Source organism: Vreelandella indica (assembly GCF_037070225.1).
In the GTDB taxonomy this organism is placed as follows: Bacteria; Pseudomonadota; Gammaproteobacteria; order Pseudomonadales; family Halomonadaceae; genus Vreelandella; species Vreelandella arctica.
Genome location: NZ_JBANSO010000004.1, coordinates 132,760 through 152,353, shown reverse-complemented (window position 1 = coordinate 152,353; position 19,594 = coordinate 132,760). Strand labels below are relative to the sequence as shown.

Here is a 19,594-nt window from a genome sequence, read left to right as displayed (position 1 = left end):
GCGGTTGCAATCACACATCAGGCGTCTACAGCAAGAGGAGGCGTGCTTTGAGCGCAGCCAAGATCAAAGTACTGTGTGTCGATGATTCGGCGCTAATTCGCGATTTATTAACGGAGATTATTAATTCCCAGCCTGATATGGAAGTCGTTGCGGTAGCGCCTGACCCTATTGCCGCCAGGGATTTGATCAAGCAGCACAATCCTGATGTGTTGACCTTAGACGTCGAAATGCCACGCATGGACGGACTGGATTTTCTCGAACGCTTAATGCGTCTGCGGCCTATGCCGGTGCTCATGGTGTCGTCGCTGACCCAAAGCGGTTCGGAAATTACCTTGCGCGCGCTTGAGCTTGGTGCGCTTGATTTTGTCGCTAAGCCAAGCCTGGGTATTCGCAACGGCATGATGGAGTACGCCGACGAGATCGCCGAAAAACTGCGTGCTGCGGCGCGCTCACGACCTCGCCAGGCGCGGCATAAAAATGCCCCACCACCTGTGGCCTTAAAGGCCCCGTTAGTCACCAGCGAGAAGCTGATTATTATTGGTGCATCGACCGGTGGCACCGAAGCGATTCGATCAGTGCTTGAACCCTTGCCAGCTAACGCCCCCGCTATTTTGATTACTCAGCATATGCCTGGCGGCTTTACCCGATCATTTGCCGAGCGCTTAGACCGGCTGTGCCGGATTACCGTAAAAGAGGCAACCGATGGCGAGCGGGTTTTACCAGGGCACGCCTACATTGCCCCAGGCGACCAGCACCTTAAATTGGCGCGCAGCGGCGCTAACTACGTGGTGCGGTTAGACAACGGCCCACCGGTAAACCGCCATCGGCCATCGGTCGATGTGCTGTTTCATTCGGCGGCACAGCACGCTGGCAAAAATTCCATTGGGGTGATTCTAACCGGCATGGGCAAAGACGGCGCGGCGGGGCTGCTTGAGATGCGCCAAGCAGGCGCGCCGACCATTGCCCAGAATGAGCAAACCTGCGTGGTTTTCGGTATGCCCCGTGAAGCCATTGCGGTGGGTGGCGCGGTGGAAGTGGTGGCGTTAGACGACATTCCCACGCGCATGATGGCGCTAATCGCAGCCTCAGGCCGTGCGCAGCGGGTATAACGACAACAAAAGTCAGCTGTTTGACAGGGATAAAAGGAAATCGTATGACCCAAATGTTACGTAATTTAAGTGTCAATACTGCGGTCATTGCCGCGTTGCTCTTTTTTGTATTGGCGATGGTCGCCAATGTGGCGATGAGTTTTTTAGCCGAGCAAGCGACCAATCGTACGCTGTCGACACTTGAACGCATAAATGTAGAGCAGCTGAACGAGATTAACCGTGCTGACGCGCTATGGAGCGGTGCGCTGGTCGACCTGGAAATCGCCGCCAACGAATTTATGTTGGGGCGTAGCCGCCAAGCGACGGCTCGCATTGAATCCGCCCGGGATCAGGTCAATCGTGCAGAAGAGCGCTTTAATAACTTCGCAGCGGTGCCGCGCACTGAGGCAGGTGCTCAACAGGGTGCGGAAATCGATACAGCTTTTATCGCGGTTATTGATCTAACTCGCCAGCAGGCCGACGCGCTAGATCAGATGGATACCACCGGGTTTAACGCGTTGCGTCAGCAGATGGCGCCTATTGCCGCCGAACAGGAGGCAGCACTCACCGAATTTATGCGCTATGCCTCAGGGCGGGGTGATGCTCTCCAGCAAGATTTGGACGAGATTAATGCTTTCTACAGTATTGTTGAGTGGGCCATCCTGGCGTTCACTCTATTACTGGTTCTGCTGATTTACCTGGGTTTGCGCAGTGTTGTGGTACGTCCATTAAATCAAGCAGTAAGCACCCTCAACACCATTGCCGATGCAGATCTCACCACGCCGATTCCGCCTGGCAGTAAAAATGAAACTGGTCAGCTTTATACCGCTCTGCAGCGGATGCAGGGCAACCTCAATGACATCGTGGTGCGCGTACGCGAAGGCAGTAACGAAATTCACCACGGCACCCGTGAAATCGCCAGCGGCAACGCTGATCTCTCCTCGCGCACTGAACAGCAGGCCGCGTCGATTCAAGAAACTGCCGCCAGCATGGAAGAGATGACCGCGACGGTAAAACAGAACGCCGACAACGCCCGTCAGGCCAGCACATTAGCGGCAGACGCCTCCACCACCGCTGAGCGCGGTGGTGACGTGGTCGCTCAGGTCGTGCAGACCATGCACGGCATCTCTACCAGCTCGAAAAAAGTCGCCGATATCACCAGCGTTATAGATTCGATTGCTTTTCAAACCAATATTTTGGCTCTCAATGCGTCGGTAGAAGCGGCGCGTGCCGGTGAGCAAGGTCGTGGTTTTGCGGTCGTGGCGGGGGAAGTGCGTAATTTGGCCAGCCGCAGTGCCGATGCGGCCAAAGAGATTAAAACCCTGATTGATGCCTCGGTAACGCAGATTCAGCAGGGTTCCACCCTGGTCGAACAGGCCGGTACCACGATGTCTGATGTCGTCACCGCGGTACGCCGGGTCACCGATATCATGGATGAAATTTCTGCCGCTTCCCAAGAGCAGAGCGACGGCATTGAACAGGTCAGCCAAGCCGTTGGCCAGATGGATCAAGTCACTCAACAAAACGCTGCGCTGGTGCAAGAAGCGTCTGCTGCTGCGGCTTCGTTGGAAGAGCAGGCCAATCGCTTAGAGCAGGCCGTTGCAGTCTTCAAACTGTTGGGTATGCAGGCGGCGGCGCATCAATCGCTACCGTCAGCGACTTCGACCTCTCAGACAATGCCTGCCGCCAGAGCCGACCAGCCAGCCCGTCGGCCTGCCGCGCAGCGCAGTGACCACGAAGAGTGGGAAGAATTTTAAGGAAGCGTTTTAACCCCTGACTGTACTTACCAGTCACCCCATGTGCCATGTATTGACGAGAGGATGACCGATGGCAGATAAGAATATGAGTTTCCTGGTTGTAGATGACTTTCCTACCATGCGTCGGATCGTGCGTAGCCTGCTTAAGGAACTGGGCTTCACCAATGTGGATGAAGCAGAAGATGGTCAAGACGCGCTCAATAAGCTGCGTGCAGGCAACTTTGAATTCGTCGTTTCCGATTGGAATATGCCGAATTTGGATGGTTTAGAGATGCTTAAGGAGATCCGCCAGGATGAGGCCTTGAAGGGACTTCCTGTGTTGATGGTGACCGCTGAAGCAAAAAAAGAAAATATCATTGCGGCCGCTCAGGCGGGCGCTAACGGCTATGTCGTCAAGCCGTTCACTGCCGCTACCCTTGAAGAGAAGCTCAATAAAATCTTCGACAAAATGGGTAAATAAAGCGGCTAGGCCTGCGTGCCTGGTTAACGAGGAGACCACATAATGAGTCAGAATGAGCAGCCCGGTTCTGCCCAGCTGTCTGAAGACGCCGCTGAAGACCTAATTCACCGCATTGGCAAATTAACGCGCATGCTGCGCGAAAATATGCGTGAGCTGGGGCTGGATAAAGAGATTGAGAAAGCGGCAGAAGCCATTCCGGATGCGCGTGACCGCTTGCACTATGTCGCTACCATGACAGAACAGGCAGCAGACCGCTCGCTCAATGCCATTGATCGTGCGCAGCCGCTCCAGGATCAGTTGTCGGACCGTGCCAGCGCCTTGGATAAACGCTGGGCCGAGTGGTTTGAAGCCCCCAAAGAGCTGGATGAGGCCAAAGCGTTGGTCATTGAGACACGGACTTATCTTAGTGACGTGCCCGATATGGCCTCAGCGACCAACAAAGAGTTGATGGAAATTATGATGGCCCAGGACTTCCAAGACCTGACCGGCCAGGTGATTAAGAAGATGATGGACGTGATCCAAGAGATCGAACATCAGCTGGTACAGGTGCTGATCGAAAACGCGCCGGGCGCCCATGCACGAGAAACGATGCAGCGCAAGGTCGAGGATCAGTGGAAAAGCGACAATGCACGGCGTAACGAAGAGCTTTTGAATGGGCCGCAAGTAAGGGACAATGCACCTGATATCGTCACTGGGCAGGATCAAGTTGACGACTTATTGGATGAGCTAGGCTTTTAAAGCGCGCTATTAAACGCCCTACGGGCATGCAAGTACGCCATTCAGCCGTCCCTATGGACGGCTGAATACGTGATAAGCTTCGCCTTACCTGGCCGGATGACCGCATGGCAGATAATGATAGCGACCAGGAAAAGACCGAAGAGGCCACCCCTCGGCGGCAAGAAAAAGCCCGCGAAGAGGGTCAAGTTGCCCGTTCCCGCGAGTTAAACACTTTCTTACTTCTGTTGGGTGGCGTGATTGGTCTCTATAGCATGGGCGGTATGCTCTATGACCAGTTAGGTGCAGTGATGGAGCAGGCCTTCCTGTTTGAACGTCGCCAAGCAATGGAAAGCACGCCGATGCTGGTCAATGCGCTGGATCTTGGACAGCGCACGCTATTCGCCATGATACCGCTGTTTTTGTTGTTAGTGATTATCGCGTTAGTGGCCCCAGGCCTGATGGGAGGCTGGCTGATATCGGGGAAATCGATGCAGCCCAAGTTTTCCAAACTAAACCCAATTAAGGGCGTAAAACGCATATTGTCAACCCAGGCGCTGATTGAGTTGGCTAAAGCTATCGCTAAGTCGGTTCTGGTAGGGGGCGTCGCCGCAACGTTTTTGTATTACAACATCGGCAAATTTATGGCGCTAATGGATCAACCTATCCAGCAAGCGCTTACCAACGCTCTAAGCATGGCGGCTCAGGCGGCTGGGCTGATGGTGCTGGTGTTAATCGTGGTCATTTTGATCGATGTCCCGTTCCAGCTTTGGGACAATGCCAAGAAGCTGCGCATGAGCCAGGAAGAGGTTAAGCGCGAGCACAAAGAGTCGGAAGGTGACCCGCACGTAAAAGCACGCATTCGCCAGCAACAGCAGGCTATGGCGCGCGGGCGGATGATGAGCAAAGTACCCCAGGCGGACGTGATCATTACCAATCCTACTCACTATGCGATCGCACTGGTTTACCAGGAAGGCAGCATGGGCGCGCCACGGCTGGTGGCAAAAGGTGCCGATGCGGTAGCTGCGCGCATTCGTGAAATTGGTGAAGAGGCTGGTGTACCACGGCTGCAGGCAGCGCCATTGGCGCGCGCCTTGTATCATCACGTAGACCTAGATGCGGAGGTGCCCGCTGACTTATATACCGCGGTGGCCGAAGTCATGGCCTGGGCCTACCGTCTTAAGCAAGTCGCTCAACAAGGGGGCGAGGTGCCCCCAACTCCTGATAACCTGCCGGTTCCCCCGGAAATGGAAAACCCCGGGCGTAGCGCCGGTGGTAATGAGGCGCAACCATGAAAGGCTTGAGTCAGCTAATAGGTAAGCGCGATTGGATGGGCGATGTGCGCATGAAGCTGCTGGTCGGGCCGCTGCTCATCCTGATGATTTTGGGCATGATGATTGTGCCCTTGCCCCCTTTCGCGCTCGATTTACTTTTCACCTTCAATATTGCGCTGGCCATTATGGTGTTGATGGTCAGCATGTTTACGCAGAAGCCGCTGGATTTTGCGGCGTTTCCCGCTGTGTTGCTATTCACGACGTTGCTGCGCCTATCGCTTAACGTCGCTTCCACGCGCGTCGTACTAATGGAAGGCCACCAAGGTGGTGCGTCCGCCGGTAAGGTAATAGAAGCGTTTGGGGCGTTCTTGGTTGGCGGTAATTTCGCTGTTGGCCTGGTGGTCTTCCTGATCCTGGTCATCATCAACTTTATGGTCATTACCAAAGGTGCTGGCCGTATTGCCGAAGTCGGTGCGCGCTTTACGCTGGATGCGATGCCCGGCAAGCAGATGGCTATCGATGCCGACCTTAACGCTGGCTTAATCGGTGAAGATGACGCCAAAAAGCGTCGCGCTGAAGTCGCTCAAGAGGCTGACTTTTTTGGTTCGATGGACGGCGCAAGTAAGTTTGTCCGTGGTGATGCCATCGCCGGCCTGGTGATCATGGTGGTCAATATCATCGGCGGGCTGCTGATTGGTATGCTGCAGCATGATATGAGCTTTGGCGCTGCTGGCCAGACTTACATGCTGCTGGCGATTGGTGATGGTCTAGTGGCACAAATCCCCGCCCTGGTGATCTCGACCGCAGCGGGTGTCACGGTATCTCGGGTAAGTACCGACACGAATGAAGACATTGGCCAGCAAATGCTCAGCCAACTATTCGTGAATCCCCAGGTACTGATTCTGGCCGCCGTTGTAATGGGGCTGCTGGGCATGGTGCCCGGCATGCCCAATTTTGTATTTCTATTCTTTACGGCGCTGCTAGCGGGTTTGGCGTGGTTTATTACGCGCCAAAAAGAACAGGCGCTGGTTAAAAACGAGATTGCCACGGAGCCGGTGCCTGTCCAAGAGACCCCCGAAGCGAGTTGGGAAGATGTGCAGCTGGTCGATACTCTTGGGCTCGAAGTGGGGCATCGCTTAATACCGCTGGTCGATTCGCGTCAAAAAGGCGAGCTGCTTGGGCGGATTAAGAGCGTGCGTAAAAAGTTTGCTCAAGAAGTCGGCTTTCTACCGCCAGTCGTGCATATTCGCGACAACCTGGAGCTGCCGCCCAACGCCTATGTGCTTTCCATGAAAGGCGCCGAAATTGGCCGTGCCGAGGCGCAGCCGGGTAAATGGTTGGCGATCAATCCTGGGCAGGTGTCTGGTGAGTTGCAGGGCACTCCCACCCAAGACCCGGCCTTTGGTTTGCCCGCTGTCTGGATCGACAGCAATCAGCGTGAACATGCTCAGGTCTACGGCTACACCGTGGTGGATGCCAGCACGGTGATCGCGACTCACTTGAACCATCTACTGCACCGTCATTCGCCTGAGATGCTGGGCCGTCAGGAGGTGCAGAAGCTACTGGATAAAATGGGCGAGGATCAAAAGGCGCTGGTCGAAGAGGTCATTCCTAAAGCCATTTCATTGACGGTACTACAGCGCATTTTGCAAAATCTGCTTGATGAAGATGTCTCGATTCGCGACATGCGGACGATACTCGATACGTTGGCAGAGTATGCCGCGCAGCAAAAAGATCCTAACGAGCTGACGGCACTGGTACGCGTCTCCCTCGGGCGTGCAATTGTCCAACAGTGGTTTGCCGGGCAGGAGACGCTTAATGTCCTGGGGCTGGATGCCCAGTTGGAACAGGTACTGGTGCAGGCCATGAACGGGAACGGTGCGATGGAGCCCGGATTGGCAGAGACCCTAATGACCCAGGCGCAACAGGCCTTGGAGCGGCATGAAAGTTCAGGCGAGCCGCCGGTGCTGGTGGTGCAGCACTCGTTGCGAGCAGTGCTATCGCGCTTTTTACGCCGTCGCTTGCGCCATATGTCGGTGCTGTCCCAGGCTGAGATCCCCGATGACCGCACATTAAGAGTGACCACGCTGGTAGGCGGGCGTTGATAATCGCATGCCGTGGTAGGCTAACGTCATTCATTTCCAGTACAGGCAAAGGGTAAGTCATGAGCGTTAGACGTTTCGTGGGAGCCAACAGTCGTGATGTGATGCGCCAAGTGCGCGAGGCGCTCGGCGAAGATGCCCTGATAGTTGCTAACCGGCGTACCGAAGGGGGCGTTGAAATATTGGCGATGGCAGATGAAGCCATTGACCACTTCGAGCCCTCGCCCGAATCTACTCCTCCCGAACTGACTGCTCCCCAAACACCGGTAGCTCCAGCCCAGCCAGTGCAAGACCCCATGCAGGCAGTGAGTGAACGCTTGCTACAGGAAATGCAGGATATGCGTGCACTGCTGGCAAACAGCCAGCCAACCACTGCCGCCACCCCCCCCCAGGCAGCGCCAACGGGGACGGTCGCGCGGCTGCGCCAACTACTTTGGAATGTCGGCTTTGGCAGTGAGCTCGCCGATGAGCTGCTGGCGGGGTTACCTGAACCGTTAGCGGCGTTAAGTGGTGATAGCGACGCGCCGTTGCAGTGGCTGCGTCAACAGTTAATGGCACGGCTCTGTGTATTGAGTGATGAAGCAAGCTTTTTCGATCAAACCGGTATTGTCGCCTTAGTAGGGCCGACGGGGGTGGGGAAAACCACCACCACGGCGAAGCTAGCCGCCCGTTTTGTGATGCGGCATGGTACCCGCCCGGTGGCGCTGGTGACGACGGACAGTTTCCGGATCGGAGCCCATGAGCAGCTACGCATCTATGCGCGTTTGCTGGACACGCCCATGTACGCACTGGATGCCGAGCAACCGATTGATGATTTGCTGGGCCGCTTGCAGGGCAAACAGTGGGTGATTATCGATACCGTCGGCATGAGCCAGCGTGACCAGCGGGTGATTGAGCAGATTGCCCACCTGCAAGGGGGGCGCTCGCGCGTGCGTCTGGTGCTGTTGCTCAATGCCGCCAGCCAGCCGGAAACCCTCGAAGAGGTCGTGCTGCGTTATCGCCAGGCTGCCCGTGCTGCGGGGGCAGAGCTAGACGACTGTATTATTACTAAACAGGATGAAGCAGGGCGCCTAGCGCCGGTGCTCGACATTGTCATGCGCCACGGGATGCGCGTGCTGTTTGGTTCAAATGGTCAGCAGGTGCCTGAAGATATGGCCATTGCTTCCCCTGAAGCACTCGTGGATCAAGCGCTAAGCACGGCAACACCGCAGCGCGAGCAGACACAAAATGCTGATGCCCCAATGGGAATGCCGCGCTGGTCGCGGGATGTGCTCGGGCAAGGGCGCCGCTTGTCGTCGCTACTGGCGCGGCTGCGCCAACGCGTGACGGGATTTACGGAATTAGAAGCGATCTGGGATTTAGCGTCACTCCCAAGCCGACTGCAGGAAGAGCGTTTGGACGCATTGCTCGTCCACTATCCCGCCGTGAATACGACGTTGGGTATGGCGTGGTCAGCTCGGCGGAATGAGCGCGGCTGCGACTGGGCAATGCCCGATATTGGCCTGGACACAGAGGGCGCTTGGCTGGCGCTACCCTGGTTACAGCATCGCCATGCTGCTGGGTGGCAGCCGCGCTTAGCCGCGCTGACGGAATCAAGCGGCGTCGCGGTGCATTTATTGCCGCGCTTACCCGAGCCCGATGCGTTGGCGTGGCTGGAAGCCGAGCATTTGACCTGGGTCAGCCAAGTATCCCCTAGTCATCGGGTACGCTTTCACCACGAGCGCCAGTCCATTCGACAGCTGTTTAATGACAGCGTGCTGACGCACCAAGTGGGCGTTCGTTTTCGTGGTCAATCCGTGCAGCTGTGGACCGCCTACGCCGAAGTAGAGGATGCGACGGGTTATGCCCTGCTTGCTTGGTACGGTGAAGTGCGTGATCCGGAAAGCGCCAAAGTGGTAGCGCGCCGCTACTGGCTTACCCCTGCTCGGCTGGGAGCCGAGGTGCTCTCGCTACTGTTAACACAACTTCAAAGCGATGGCTTAGCGGCATTAACACGCCGCGCTTGGCAGCAGTTAAAAGAGGCCGACAGCGGCGATGTTAATGCCGAAGTGCGCCTACTCATGGCCAGCGGCGTGGCATCCGTCGCCGGGCATCTTGATGTTGCCGATGATGAAGAGGCGCAGACGCTGCGCGGCGACCTGCTCAATTTATTAGGCACGAGCCGTCGGCGTCGCGATACTGGCATGCTTGATGCGCTGGTTTACGCGTTTATGGCCCGCGATGCGATTCGCCAAATGGGCAGTGTGAGCCGAGAGGGTGTGACGTGAGCGATCAAGATCAAGCCTCAGGGCTGCGTAAGTGGGCAAACCTGCAGCGCCAGCAGCAGGCTGAAGGGGCGGCGGTTGATGTCGCGGCGGCCGAGCATGTGCCAGAACCAGAACAGAGCCCATCGTTATTAACGCCTACGGCTGCAGCAGCAGAAGCGCCTGAGGCGACAGCGCCACCCAGACCCAAAATTCCGCTTATAGTGGTTGGGCTGCCCGGTAGCGGTGCCTCTCAGGTAAACAAAGTCAAAGCACGTCTGGGGCAGTGGTCCACGTTAGGTCGAAGCTGGGCCGGTGACCCTGAAGACTGGGATGTGCGTGTCGTGGCGGCAGACACGGCTGACCTTGCTCAGTTACATGCTCAATACAGCCGTTGGGCACTATGGATCAATAGCGATGCCGATGCCTTTGCTGCCATGTACAGCACCTTGCGCCAACTACAGGAACGCGGTGGGCCGCGTCGTTTGCTAGCGCTTCATGAACCGCATTTGCCGCGCCAAGGATTGCTCGACAACTTGCGTGGTGCCGCCGAATACTACTTAAATATGGAACTACTGGTACTTGCACGATGAGCATACTCCGCCAAGGTGACCAAGCATGCTAAGCTGGCCGGTAAGAGGGGCACTGCCGCTGATTGCGCTACTGCTGACAGGACTAACGACGAGTGCCCAGGCCGCTACCGGCAGTTGGAGCACCCAACTCCCTGGGCTGATGGTGGCGATGAGTGATCGGGCAAGCGCTAGTCAAAACGCTTCTCCGCCCGCCGCGGCGAATCTTCGAACAAAGCAGCTTGAGCGTATTCAGTGGCAGTTCAGCCATCCTCCCGGTGCGCTGTTAAACGCTTGGTTGTGCCATCCTGAGCAGTGCGTTGCGTTAACCGGCATGCGCGGGTCCACGACCGCATTGGCAGGGCGAATGGCAGGTGCGCCATTGCATTTTCGTTTCGCCTTACGCCCAGGCCAACGGCCGGTTCGAGTGCAGGGGCTGCAAATGATTGTGAACTATCAGTGAAGGCTGTATAGCCGCGAGGCGAAAGGATGTACACAGCACAAGGTAGGATCAAACAGAGTGAGCTGTTGACGCAATATATGCCACTGGTACGACGTCAGGCCTTGACGCTTCAGGTCCGCTTACCAGCCAGCATTGAGCTCGATGACCTTATTCAAGCAGGGATGGTAGGGCTGCTGGAAGCGCTCGGTCGCTTTGATGCTACCCAAGGTGCGACCTTTGCGACGTTTGCCAGCCAACGAATTCGCGGTGCGATGATGGATGAATTACGCACCCGCGATTGGCTGCCCCGCAGTGTACGTCGTTCAGCGCGAGCAGTAGACAATGCCGTTCGCCAGTTAGAACAACAGCTGGGGCGAGCACCGGAAGAGAACGAAATTGCCCACCATCTTGAAATGCCGTTGAGTGAATATCAGCAGCTCCTCAATGACACCAACAGTGGCCAACTGCTGCCGTTTGAAGAGTTGGTGGCCGATGGCGGCGAGCCGGTCAGTAATGAACTGAACAACTCACCGTTCGAGCAGCTGCTTGATGGCCAGCAGCGGCAAACGCTGATTGATGCGATTGACGCACTGCCAGAGCGTGAAAAATTGCTCATGGCACTGTATTACCAGGAAGAACTCAACCTCAAGGAAGTAGGGGCTGTGTTGGGCGTAACGGAATCGCGCGTTTCTCAATTACACAGCCAGGCCGTCAGCCGTTTACGTGCGCGTTTACACGACTCGGCATAACACCTCTTTTTTACTCACTTGTGACCGGCAAGGAGCCGTGGATGAATCCTTCGACGCTGATAGGCATATTTGCCAGCATATTGCTGCTGGTCAGTGTACTGTTTTTGACCGCAGAGTCCCCTTCCAGCTTTATCAATTTGCCGGGTCTGGCCATTGTGGTGACCGGTACGTTGGCGGCTACCTTTATCAGCTATCCGCTGAGAGAAGTCCTCCGTGTGGTGCGGTTGGTGGGGCTAGTATTCCGGCGCGAAAACACCTATATGCGTGACGATATCCGGGAACTGGTCGATATGTCACGGCTATGGTTTAAAGGCGACGTGCGGGCGGTTGAGCGCGAGCTAGAGCATACCCGCAATCCGTTTTTACGCACTGGCATTCAACTGGTGATCGCCAACACCAAAGAGGATGAAATTTTTGACATGCTGCGCTGGCGTATTGCCCGCCTGAAAGCGCGTGAACATGCCGAAGCACAAATATTTCGCACCATGGCTACCTATGCGCCTGCGTTTGGCATGATCGGCACACTGGTGGGACTGGTGAACATGTTGGAAGTCATGGATGCTGGCGACCTGCAGGTCATTGGCCCACGCATGGCGGTGGCACTGCTGACCACCTTCTACGGTATTTTACTCGCTAACTTGGTGTTTAAGCCGATTGCAGTGAAATTAGAGCGCCGGACCGAAGAACGCTTAATTACCATGAACATGGTGTTGGAAGGCATCTCACTGATCACTAAACGCCGTCTGCCCTCGTTCATTGAAGAGACCCTTAACTCGTTTGTGGCTAATTACCACGATGAAATTCGTGATAACAGCGTCAAACCAAGACCAGACTCCTCGGTTAGTTCGGCGGCGAAGGGATAGCAATCATGTTAGACCGTGATACCCGTCACGCCCTGGAAATACCGGTCTCGCCTGGGGAGGGCGAAGAGGGGTGGCTAACCAGCTATCTTGATGTGCTGACGCTGCTCATCACACTCTTTGTACTCCTGCTTTCACTCACGCCGCCCGGGGGTGGTGAAGCGGCGGATACGGCTTTCATGCGCTCAGCTAGCGCTGTATCATCGTTGCCGCTAGCGTCACTTGCCACGGGTATACAGCCCAGCCACCAAGGGTTGCAGCCGCAGTTTTCCGGGCTCAATATTCCTGGTGTGAGCGTGTCGCAAGGGCGTGAAGGGGTCACACTGCGGATTGATAACAGCCTATTGTTTGCCAGTGGCCAAGCAGTGTTAACACCCCAGGGGCGTGGCGTGGTGGAAAGCCTTATCGATGTATTAGCCAGTTTTGACGGCCAGATTTCGGTGGAAGGCCATACCGATAGCGTACCCATTTCGACAGCGCGCTTTCCCTCTAATTGGGAGCTTTCATCCGCGCGAGCTATTGCCGTCGTGCGTCATTTAGAGCGCCAAGGGTTCAATATTTCTCATATGCGGGCCGTCGGCTATGCTGATACCCAACCCATGGAACCAAACGCAACCGCGGATGGCCGAGCTGCCAACCGGCGCGTAGAGCTGTTGTTGAGGCAACCGCTCGAAGGGTGAATAGATTGTCGAGGCCACTTGTGTGTCCAAGAAACAGTACCACCCACTATTGCAGTCGTTTGGTGTCCTGCTGGTATTAGATGCCGATAGCCGATGCATCCAAGCCGCTAGCACTAATTTAACCCGCTTGATCGGTGTTGAGCGCCCTGAAAATGGGCCGCTCAGCCTTGCCTGTGTGCTCGGCAAGCGCCTGAGTCAGCGCGTGCGCCGCGAGCTTCGGGGGCACCAGCGGCTCCCAAGCCCCCTCACGTTTATGCGTTCTAAGCACAGCAATGTACGTTTTCAGCTGCATGCGTACCGAGTGGATGAGCAGGTCATTGTTGAGATCGAGCCACTCAAAGCCCTGGGTAAGCGCCGTCTACTGGGTACGGTGAATGAGCGGCTGATGCACTTGGCTGAAGCGACCCATCAGGAGGAGCTGCTTGATTACCTGGTGAAGGCGATCCAGCAACTGACAGGCCATGACCGCGTTACCGTGTGTCATTTCGATAGTGATTGGCATGGTTTGATGGTCGCGGAAGCCCCGGGCAAAGCGTTGCCCTCGCTGCTAGGTCAACGCTTTCCTGCGAGTGACTTTCCCGCCGCCTTGCGGCAGAGCTACGAAAAATATCCCGTGCGGCTAATTGAAGATGTTAAGGCACCCCCCGAAACGCTGGCGCCCCCCTGCCCAACGGCCAACCTAAGCGGCAGCTTTTTACGCGCCCCGGCCCCAGAAAGACAGCGCTATTTAAAGCGCATGGAAGTGCGCGGCTCGCTCAGCCTGGCGATGCAGGGCGACACGGGCCTGTGGGGGTTAGTGTTTTGCCATTCAGCCACCCCGCATTCGGTGGAGCCGCCCGTGCGTGATGCTGTGCGCACCTTGGTGCAAATGGCGACGCAACGCATGCTGTTACTGCGGGCGCGTCAAGAAGCACGCTACCTGCAGCGCGTTCAGGACAGTCTGGTGCTGAGTGCCGGAGCACGCAGCGAGCCGAAAAATCCCCAGCAGCTACTTCATGAACAGGCGGCTACCTGGATGAAGCTGTTTCGTGCCCATGGTGTGGTGCTCTGGTTGAATGGCGGTGCTTATCAAGCGGGCGTCACGCCTGCCCCTGAAGCTATCAGCCAGTTTGTACTGCGTCTAGAAAGAGCCCACGTACATAGCGGGCCGTGGCACACACGTGAGCTTGCCAAAGAGCCATTAACTTGTTCATTAGCGATGCCAGAACAGTGCGGTGCCTTAGCCGTACCGTTGCTAATGAACTCGACCCAGCGTGCGTGGTTGCTCTTTTTTCGTCCTGAGCAGGTAGAAACGTTGTATTGGGCGATGCAACCCGCCACTGACCAACAACCGGCGGCGATAGCGATCCCCTCGGTGGCTTGGTATGAAGAAGTGGTGGGCAAGAGCGAAGCGTGGCAATGGGTAGAGCGGTTAGCAGCGGTAGATTTGGGGGAAGACCTGACGCTGGCCATTTCAGCCTATGAAATTAGCTCTCTGAATATGCACTTAGAGCGTGAGCGCAAAGCCCTGGCGGAGGCCAATCAACGGCTTGAGCAATTAGCCCATTTTGATCCCTTAACCAACGTATGGAACCGCTACCGCATTGAAGAGGCGATCAATGCCGAGCTGGTGGCCGCCAAACGCTATGCGGCCGCCTTTTCTCTGTTGCTGTTTGATGTAGATAATTTCAAGCAGATCAATGACACCCACGGACATAGCGTGGGTGACGATGTATTAGTGGCCTTGGCACGCTTGGTAGAAAGCTCATTGCGTGGCTGCGACCACTTGGGGCGCTGGGGCGGTGAAGAGTTTATTGTGCTAGCGACTCACTCAGACATTAATGCCGCCCTTGGCTTGGCCGAGCGGCTGCGCATGCTGGTGGCTGAGCTGCGTATTGAGGGGCTTGATCAAACGGTGACGGTGAGTATTGGTGTGGCCGTTTGGCAGGCAGGCGACAGCTGCAAAACCATTATCTCGCGGGCAGACGATGCCATGTACCGCGCTAAACATGGCGGGCGTAACCGCGTTGAAATGGCGCTTGACCACCTATCACCTATTCATTAAGACACTGTTTTCTCATGAAGGCGCTGTTTTCATCACTCCTGAACTTCGGCGCCTTCACATTCAGCCAGCATCCGGGGAATCGCCGCGTCGGCCCCTTGCAGGCTAAAGGTCATATACCAAGGCTCGCGCTCTTCCTGGTCAAAGCCCAGGAACAACTGTTCGCCTGCACGCATATCAGCCATCAGCGCTGGCATGTCACTCAGGTAAAAGTGGGCATAAAAACCGTCATCGCCGCGCTCGGTGATGAATTCCGCCATGGTATCAATCACGGGCTGTTCATCAATGCGAAGCCGGGCGGGTACTAAGTTCACCGCACGGCTTTCACCTTGCTGATGCTCAAGCGTGACGCGCATCTCCAGCCAGGGTAAATCACAAACGCCTGCGGTGGTGTTCAGGCTTAGGGTGGCATCAGAATAGCTATGAGTTTCTACCGCCCGGTAGTGTCGCTCACCTCCCAATGACAGTGTCATCGACTGCCAATGATCGTGGGTGGCTACGCCTTCAGTATTAAACGTGGCTGCGGTAGACATGGTCGCTGTGACTAACAGAGAGGCCGCTATTGCTATCGGTAGTAACATTGTTATTAACCCAAATCCTTAGTCTATCGAGTGGTCGAAGCTGGCAAAAGAGTAACGCGCTGATTTTTCTATATATGGTAGAAAATAGTTAAAAAAGTGCCTCATATGGTGGAAAGTCAAGTCTATACTTCACTCCGATGCCACGTATAATCGCCGCATTTGAGCACTATATTCACCCCCGTTGTGAAGGAGTTTTGCGACATGAGCACCGCTGCTAAGGCTATCAAGACCTCTAATGACGTCCCGATGCAGGCCCCCTCGCGGGAGATCTGGGATGCCAAGTATCGCCTCAAGGATCGTCATAGCCAGCCTGTCGACCAAGACGTCGGTGCTACGTTTGAGCGTGTTGCCCGCGCCCTTGCAGCGGTGGAAGGCGACAAGGCCGAAGAGTGGCTGCCGAAATTCCGCTGGGCGCTGGAACAGGGCGCTATTCCTGCTGGTCGCATTCTCTCTAACGCGGGTGCAGAGGCTTATAAGCCAGCGGTAAGCCTGATCAACTGCACCGTCTCACGCACTATTCGCGACTCCATGCGCGATATTCTCGACTCCGTTGTCGATGCGGGCATGACGCTGAAATCCGGTGCTGGAATTGGTTACGACTTCTCGACACTACGCTATAAAGGTGCGTTTGTGTTTGGTGCTGGCGCGGGCACCAATGGCCCGCTGGCGTTTATGGATATCTACGACAAGATGTGTTTCACCGTGGCTTCTGCCGGTGGCCGCCGTGGTGCCCAGATGGGCACCTTCGATGTAGGCCACCCGGACGTGCGCGAATTTATCCAGGCGAAGCGCGAAGCTGGGCGCTTGCGTCAGTTTAATCTGTCGTTGCTAATCACCGATGAGTTTATGGAAGCGGTCAAAAACAATACTGATTGGCCGCTCGCTTTCCCGCTGCACCCTGGTGAGAAAGACGACGTTAAAGCGGAAGACCTGCTCTATCGCGACTGGCCGGTAGTGGAAGAGGGCTACACGGTGGATGCCGAAGGCCGCGTGGCCTGCCGTATTGTGGAAGTGATCAAAGCGCGCGAACTATGGGACACCATCATGTCCTCCACCTATGACTACGCCGAGCCAGGTTTCATCCTGATCGACCAAGTCAACCGCATGAACAATAACTGGTTCTGTGAGGATATCCGCGCCACTAACCCGTGTGGCGAGCAGCCGCTGCCGCCGGAAGGTGCCTGCCTGCTGGGCTCTGTCAACTTGACCAAGTTTGTTATCGATCCCTTCGGCGCCGAACCGCGCTTTGACTGGGAGCGCTATCGCAAAGTGGTGGCGATCTTCACTCGTATGCTCGACAACGTGGTGGAAATTGCTGGCTTACCGCTGCCCCAGCAGCAGCGTGAAATTGAGGCCAAGCGCCGCCACGGCATGGGCTTTTTGGGCCTGGGGTCGACGCTCACTATGCTCAAAATTCCTTATGGCTCGAAGCAGTCACTGGTGTTCACCGATGAAGTGAGCCGCCACTTGGCGATTGAGGGCTGGAAGCAGGCGCTGGAACTCTCTAAAGAGAAAGGCATGGCGCCGGTGCTGGAGCAGGAGCACACCATTACCCCTAAAATGCTGCGCGAGCGCCCGCAACTGGCTAAAGATGGCTACGAAGTGGGCGATCAAGTGCCGGGGCGTATTCTGCATGCCCGTTACAGCCAGTATATGGCCCAAGTGGCCGAGCTTGAACCCGAACTGGTCGCACAGCTGGCCGAGTATGGCGCACGCTTTACTCACCACAGCTCGATCGCGCCGACCGGCACGATCAGCCTGTCGATGGGTAACAACGCCTCCAACGGAATCGAACCCTCTTTCTCGCACCGCTACTTCCGCAACATTATCCAGTCGGGCAAGAAGACCAAAGAGCAGGTAGAAGTCGTCTCTTTCGAGCTCGCCGCCTACCGTCACTTTATTGCCGCTGATGCGGTGGATAGCGACCTGCCTGACTACTTCGTTACCGCCGATGCGATCTCACCCGAGCAGCACGTCGCCGTTCAGGCCGCCGCCCAGCACTGGGTGGATTCAGCGATCTCGAAAACGGTCAATGTGCCCACCGAGTTCCCGTTTGAACAGTTCCAGAACCTCTATTTGCAGGCCTATGAAAGCCGCTTAAAAGGCTGCACGACTTTCCGCTTTAACCCCGAAGCCTTCCAGGGCGTGCTGGTGCGTGAGGATGATCTTAAAAACACCACCTACGTGTTTGAGCTGGAAAATGGCGAAACCCTCGAACTGACCGGGGATGAAAAGGTGGTTTATGACGGCGAAGAACATAACGCTGCCAACCTGTTTGATGGCTTAAAAGAAGGCACCTACGGCAAATGGTAACGCGCTGCGTCTGACAAAAATCGCCCGATTACCTTTGCATTGCCTTTGCTGATGGAGAACACCATGGCTGTTGAAATTACCTCAAAAATTGTTGGTTACCGTATCAAGCAGCAGGAGCAGGCCGCGCCCGTTCCTGCGCTACAAGATGAAAGCCCGCTGACGGTGCGGATTCCGTCACGCCCGGAAGGCACCTTAGAAGCCGTGTCAGAAAAGATTTCCTACGTGGGGGCGGAAGGGCGTAAGAAAGTTTATCTGCTGGTGTCGTTTATGCCGGTGGAAGGCGTGATTGGTGGTAAGCGTGTGGTGATTGAGCGCCCGGTAGAGTTCTTTTTCCCGTCGGGACAGCTCTCCAGCGAGCACCAGTGGATCACCGCCACCATGCGCAGCCTCTCGCTGGCGGCCCGCGGTGGTTACGTTACCCAGGCAGTGGCGGATCTGCGTAAAGTGGCGTGGGACAAAGGCTTGGTGCGCTGTGGCATGAACCGTTGGAACAAGCCGATGTTCCACGATTCGGAAGTGGCGGCGATTGCCTGGTCGATTCAGCAGATTCTTTATCGTCGTGGTTTTCTGGATCGGGATGGCAACCAAGTGCCGGTTGAGCAGTTGGTCGAGCGCTACGCCCACCGCATGACCCATGGCCATGCGTGGCAGCCGGACGAGGAGACGGCCGACGCACCCGTTGAAACGGGGGCAGTAGAGCCGATCGGTGAAAAGGCTACCGCGGAAAAAAAGCCTGAAGGCAGCGGCCCAGCCACGGTGGGTAACTGCCCTGAGTGCCGCGGTGAGCTGATCATGATGGATGGTTGCCCCACCTGTTACGCAGGCTGCGGCTGGTCCAAGTGCGGTTAAGTTGGCCTTAGGCGTTATTTAAAAAACCGCGTGCTATTTAGTTAGCACGCGGTTTTTTATTTAGGGAAGGCTAACTTATGCAGTATCACCTAACAGGGGGCGGACGTTGTCGGTAAGATAACAGTCATCAAATTGGCCTTCGGCGCATAACGCCGCTAAGTCCGGAATGGTGAGGTGATGACGATCACGGAATACTAACTCGCTTTCACTGAGTGCGGTAAACGTTCGGCTCACGTGAACGGGACTGAGGCCAAGTATATCGGCCAACTGTTCTTGAGAGAGGGGAAGGCGAAACTGATTGCTAATATCGGGATTAGTTTGGCGTAGCCGCAAATACATCTCGTAGAGAAAATGCGCCATTTTCTGGCGGGCACTGCGCCTTGCCAAGGTGACCAGCCGCTCGGTCATCAGCGCCTGTTGGCGACTACCAATAGCAAACATTACTGATGTAAGGGGAAGTGACTGGCGGAAAATATCCAGCATACGTTTATGCGGGAAGTGACAAACCACGCCGTCATCAATCATGCGCACATTCTCGAGGCGCTCGGAGAAAGCAAACTCGCGCAGGCCAATAATGTCACCAGGCAAAAACACTTCCAGAATCTGCCGATCACCATTTTCTAAGTGGCGGTAGGAATAGGCCCAGCCGCTTTTCAGCGTGCAGAACTCATTAGCCGCATCGCCCATTTCCCATAGGATCGTGCCGGATTTTATATTGCTTGGACTCTCTTCAAGCGAGAGAAGTAATTTTTTCTCCTCCTCCGTCAACGAGCAATAGTGACTGAAGTGCTTGATAATACAGCTTTTTTCTTCGTTCATGGCCTATCCCTCTAAGAGAGGTTTACTTAATGTAACTAACTATTATCTGCTCG

The 19,594-nt window shown here is 55.9% G+C and carries 17 protein-coding genes; 15 read left to right on the top strand and 2 right to left on the bottom strand.

Going from position 1 to position 19,594, the window contains the following annotated elements; genetic code table 11:
* Positions 1–47: 47 nt before the first annotated feature.
* The 13 genes from V8L71_RS04250 to V8L71_RS04190 all read left to right on the top strand — a co-directional run bounded on the left by V8L71_RS04250 (position 48) and on the right by V8L71_RS04190 (position 14,982).
* Positions 48–1,109 carry a protein-glutamate methylesterase/protein-glutamine glutaminase gene (locus V8L71_RS04250; protein ID WP_336273269.1) on the top strand — a complete coding sequence of 354 codons (1,062 nt, stop codon included), beginning with the start codon at positions 48–50 and terminating at the stop codon, positions 1,107–1,109.
* 44 nt (positions 1,110–1,153) lie between these two features.
* Positions 1,154–2,845, top strand: coding sequence for a methyl-accepting chemotaxis protein (locus tag V8L71_RS04245; RefSeq protein ID WP_336273268.1), 1,692 nt, complete (start codon positions 1,154–1,156; stop codon positions 2,843–2,845).
* Positions 2,846–2,915: 70 nt separating this feature from the next.
* Positions 2,916–3,305 (top strand): chemotaxis response regulator CheY, encoded by a 390-nt coding sequence (cheY, locus tag V8L71_RS04240; protein WP_009097747.1) that lies wholly within the window; start codon positions 2,916–2,918, stop codon positions 3,303–3,305.
* A 42-nt stretch (positions 3,306–3,347) separates the two neighbouring features.
* Entirely contained in the window at positions 3,348–4,043 is a 696-nt protein-coding gene (gene cheZ / locus V8L71_RS04235) for a protein phosphatase CheZ (protein ID WP_101145817.1), read from the top strand.
* 104 nt (positions 4,044–4,147) lie between these two features.
* Positions 4,148–5,314 (top strand): flagellar biosynthesis protein FlhB, encoded by a 1,167-nt coding sequence (gene flhB / locus V8L71_RS04230; RefSeq protein WP_336273267.1) that lies wholly within the window; start codon positions 4,148–4,150, stop codon positions 5,312–5,314.
* Entirely contained in the window at positions 5,311–7,398 is a 2,088-nt protein-coding gene (gene flhA / locus V8L71_RS04225) for a flagellar biosynthesis protein FlhA (RefSeq protein WP_336273266.1), read from the top strand. The genes flhB and flhA overlap by 4 nt, the downstream gene beginning before the upstream one ends.
* A gap of 59 nt (positions 7,399–7,457) precedes the next feature.
* Positions 7,458–9,662: a flagellar biosynthesis GTPase FlhF gene (flhF, locus tag V8L71_RS04220; protein ID WP_336273265.1), complete on the top strand. Its 2,205-nt coding sequence runs from the start codon at positions 7,458–7,460 to the stop codon at positions 9,660–9,662.
* The gene (locus V8L71_RS04215) at positions 9,659–10,231 is read left to right on the top strand and encodes a hypothetical protein (protein WP_336273264.1); all 573 of its coding nucleotides are present in this window, start codon (positions 9,659–9,661) and stop codon (positions 10,229–10,231) included. Before flhF ends, V8L71_RS04215 begins: the two co-directional genes overlap by 4 nt.
* A gap of 25 nt (positions 10,232–10,256) precedes the next feature.
* A complete protein-coding gene (locus V8L71_RS04210) occupies positions 10,257–10,670 on the top strand; it encodes a flagellar protein FlhE (protein WP_336273263.1) in 414 nt (137 codons plus the stop codon).
* Positions 10,671–10,696: 26 nt separating this feature from the next.
* Positions 10,697–11,398 (top strand): RNA polymerase sigma factor FliA, encoded by a 702-nt coding sequence (locus V8L71_RS04205; RefSeq protein ID WP_336273262.1) that lies wholly within the window; start codon positions 10,697–10,699, stop codon positions 11,396–11,398.
* A gap of 41 nt (positions 11,399–11,439) precedes the next feature.
* The gene (locus tag V8L71_RS04200; protein ID WP_176303426.1) at positions 11,440–12,261 is read left to right on the top strand and encodes a motility protein A; all 822 of its coding nucleotides are present in this window, start codon (positions 11,440–11,442) and stop codon (positions 12,259–12,261) included.
* Between the two features lie 5 nt (positions 12,262–12,266).
* On the top strand, positions 12,267–12,938 hold the full coding sequence (locus V8L71_RS04195; RefSeq protein WP_336273261.1) for an OmpA/MotB family protein: 672 nt from the start codon (positions 12,267–12,269) through the stop codon (positions 12,936–12,938).
* A 22-nt stretch (positions 12,939–12,960) separates the two neighbouring features.
* Positions 12,961–14,982: a sensor domain-containing diguanylate cyclase gene (locus tag V8L71_RS04190; RefSeq protein ID WP_336273260.1), complete on the top strand. Its 2,022-nt coding sequence runs from the start codon at positions 12,961–12,963 to the stop codon at positions 14,980–14,982.
* A 32-nt stretch (positions 14,983–15,014) separates the two neighbouring features.
* Here the strand turns inward: V8L71_RS04190 and V8L71_RS04185 are convergent, their stop codons facing one another.
* The gene (locus tag V8L71_RS04185) at positions 15,015–15,560 is read right to left on the bottom strand and encodes a hypothetical protein (protein WP_336273259.1); all 546 of its coding nucleotides are present in this window, start codon (positions 15,558–15,560) and stop codon (positions 15,015–15,017) included.
* A gap of 201 nt (positions 15,561–15,761) precedes the next feature.
* Between V8L71_RS04185 and V8L71_RS04180 the strand changes: the two genes are divergently transcribed.
* Positions 15,762–17,873: an adenosylcobalamin-dependent ribonucleoside-diphosphate reductase gene (locus tag V8L71_RS04180; protein ID WP_336273258.1), complete on the top strand. Its 2,112-nt coding sequence runs from the start codon at positions 15,762–15,764 to the stop codon at positions 17,871–17,873.
* A gap of 63 nt (positions 17,874–17,936) precedes the next feature.
* Entirely contained in the window at positions 17,937–18,722 is a 786-nt protein-coding gene (locus V8L71_RS04175) for a ribonucleoside-diphosphate reductase (RefSeq protein WP_336273257.1), read from the top strand.
* A 75-nt stretch (positions 18,723–18,797) separates the two neighbouring features.
* Here the strand turns inward: V8L71_RS04175 and V8L71_RS04170 are convergent, their stop codons facing one another.
* Positions 18,798–19,541: a Crp/Fnr family transcriptional regulator gene (locus V8L71_RS04170; RefSeq protein WP_176303420.1), complete on the bottom strand. Its 744-nt coding sequence runs from the start codon at positions 19,539–19,541 to the stop codon at positions 18,798–18,800.
* Positions 19,542–19,594 lie beyond the last annotated feature (53 nt).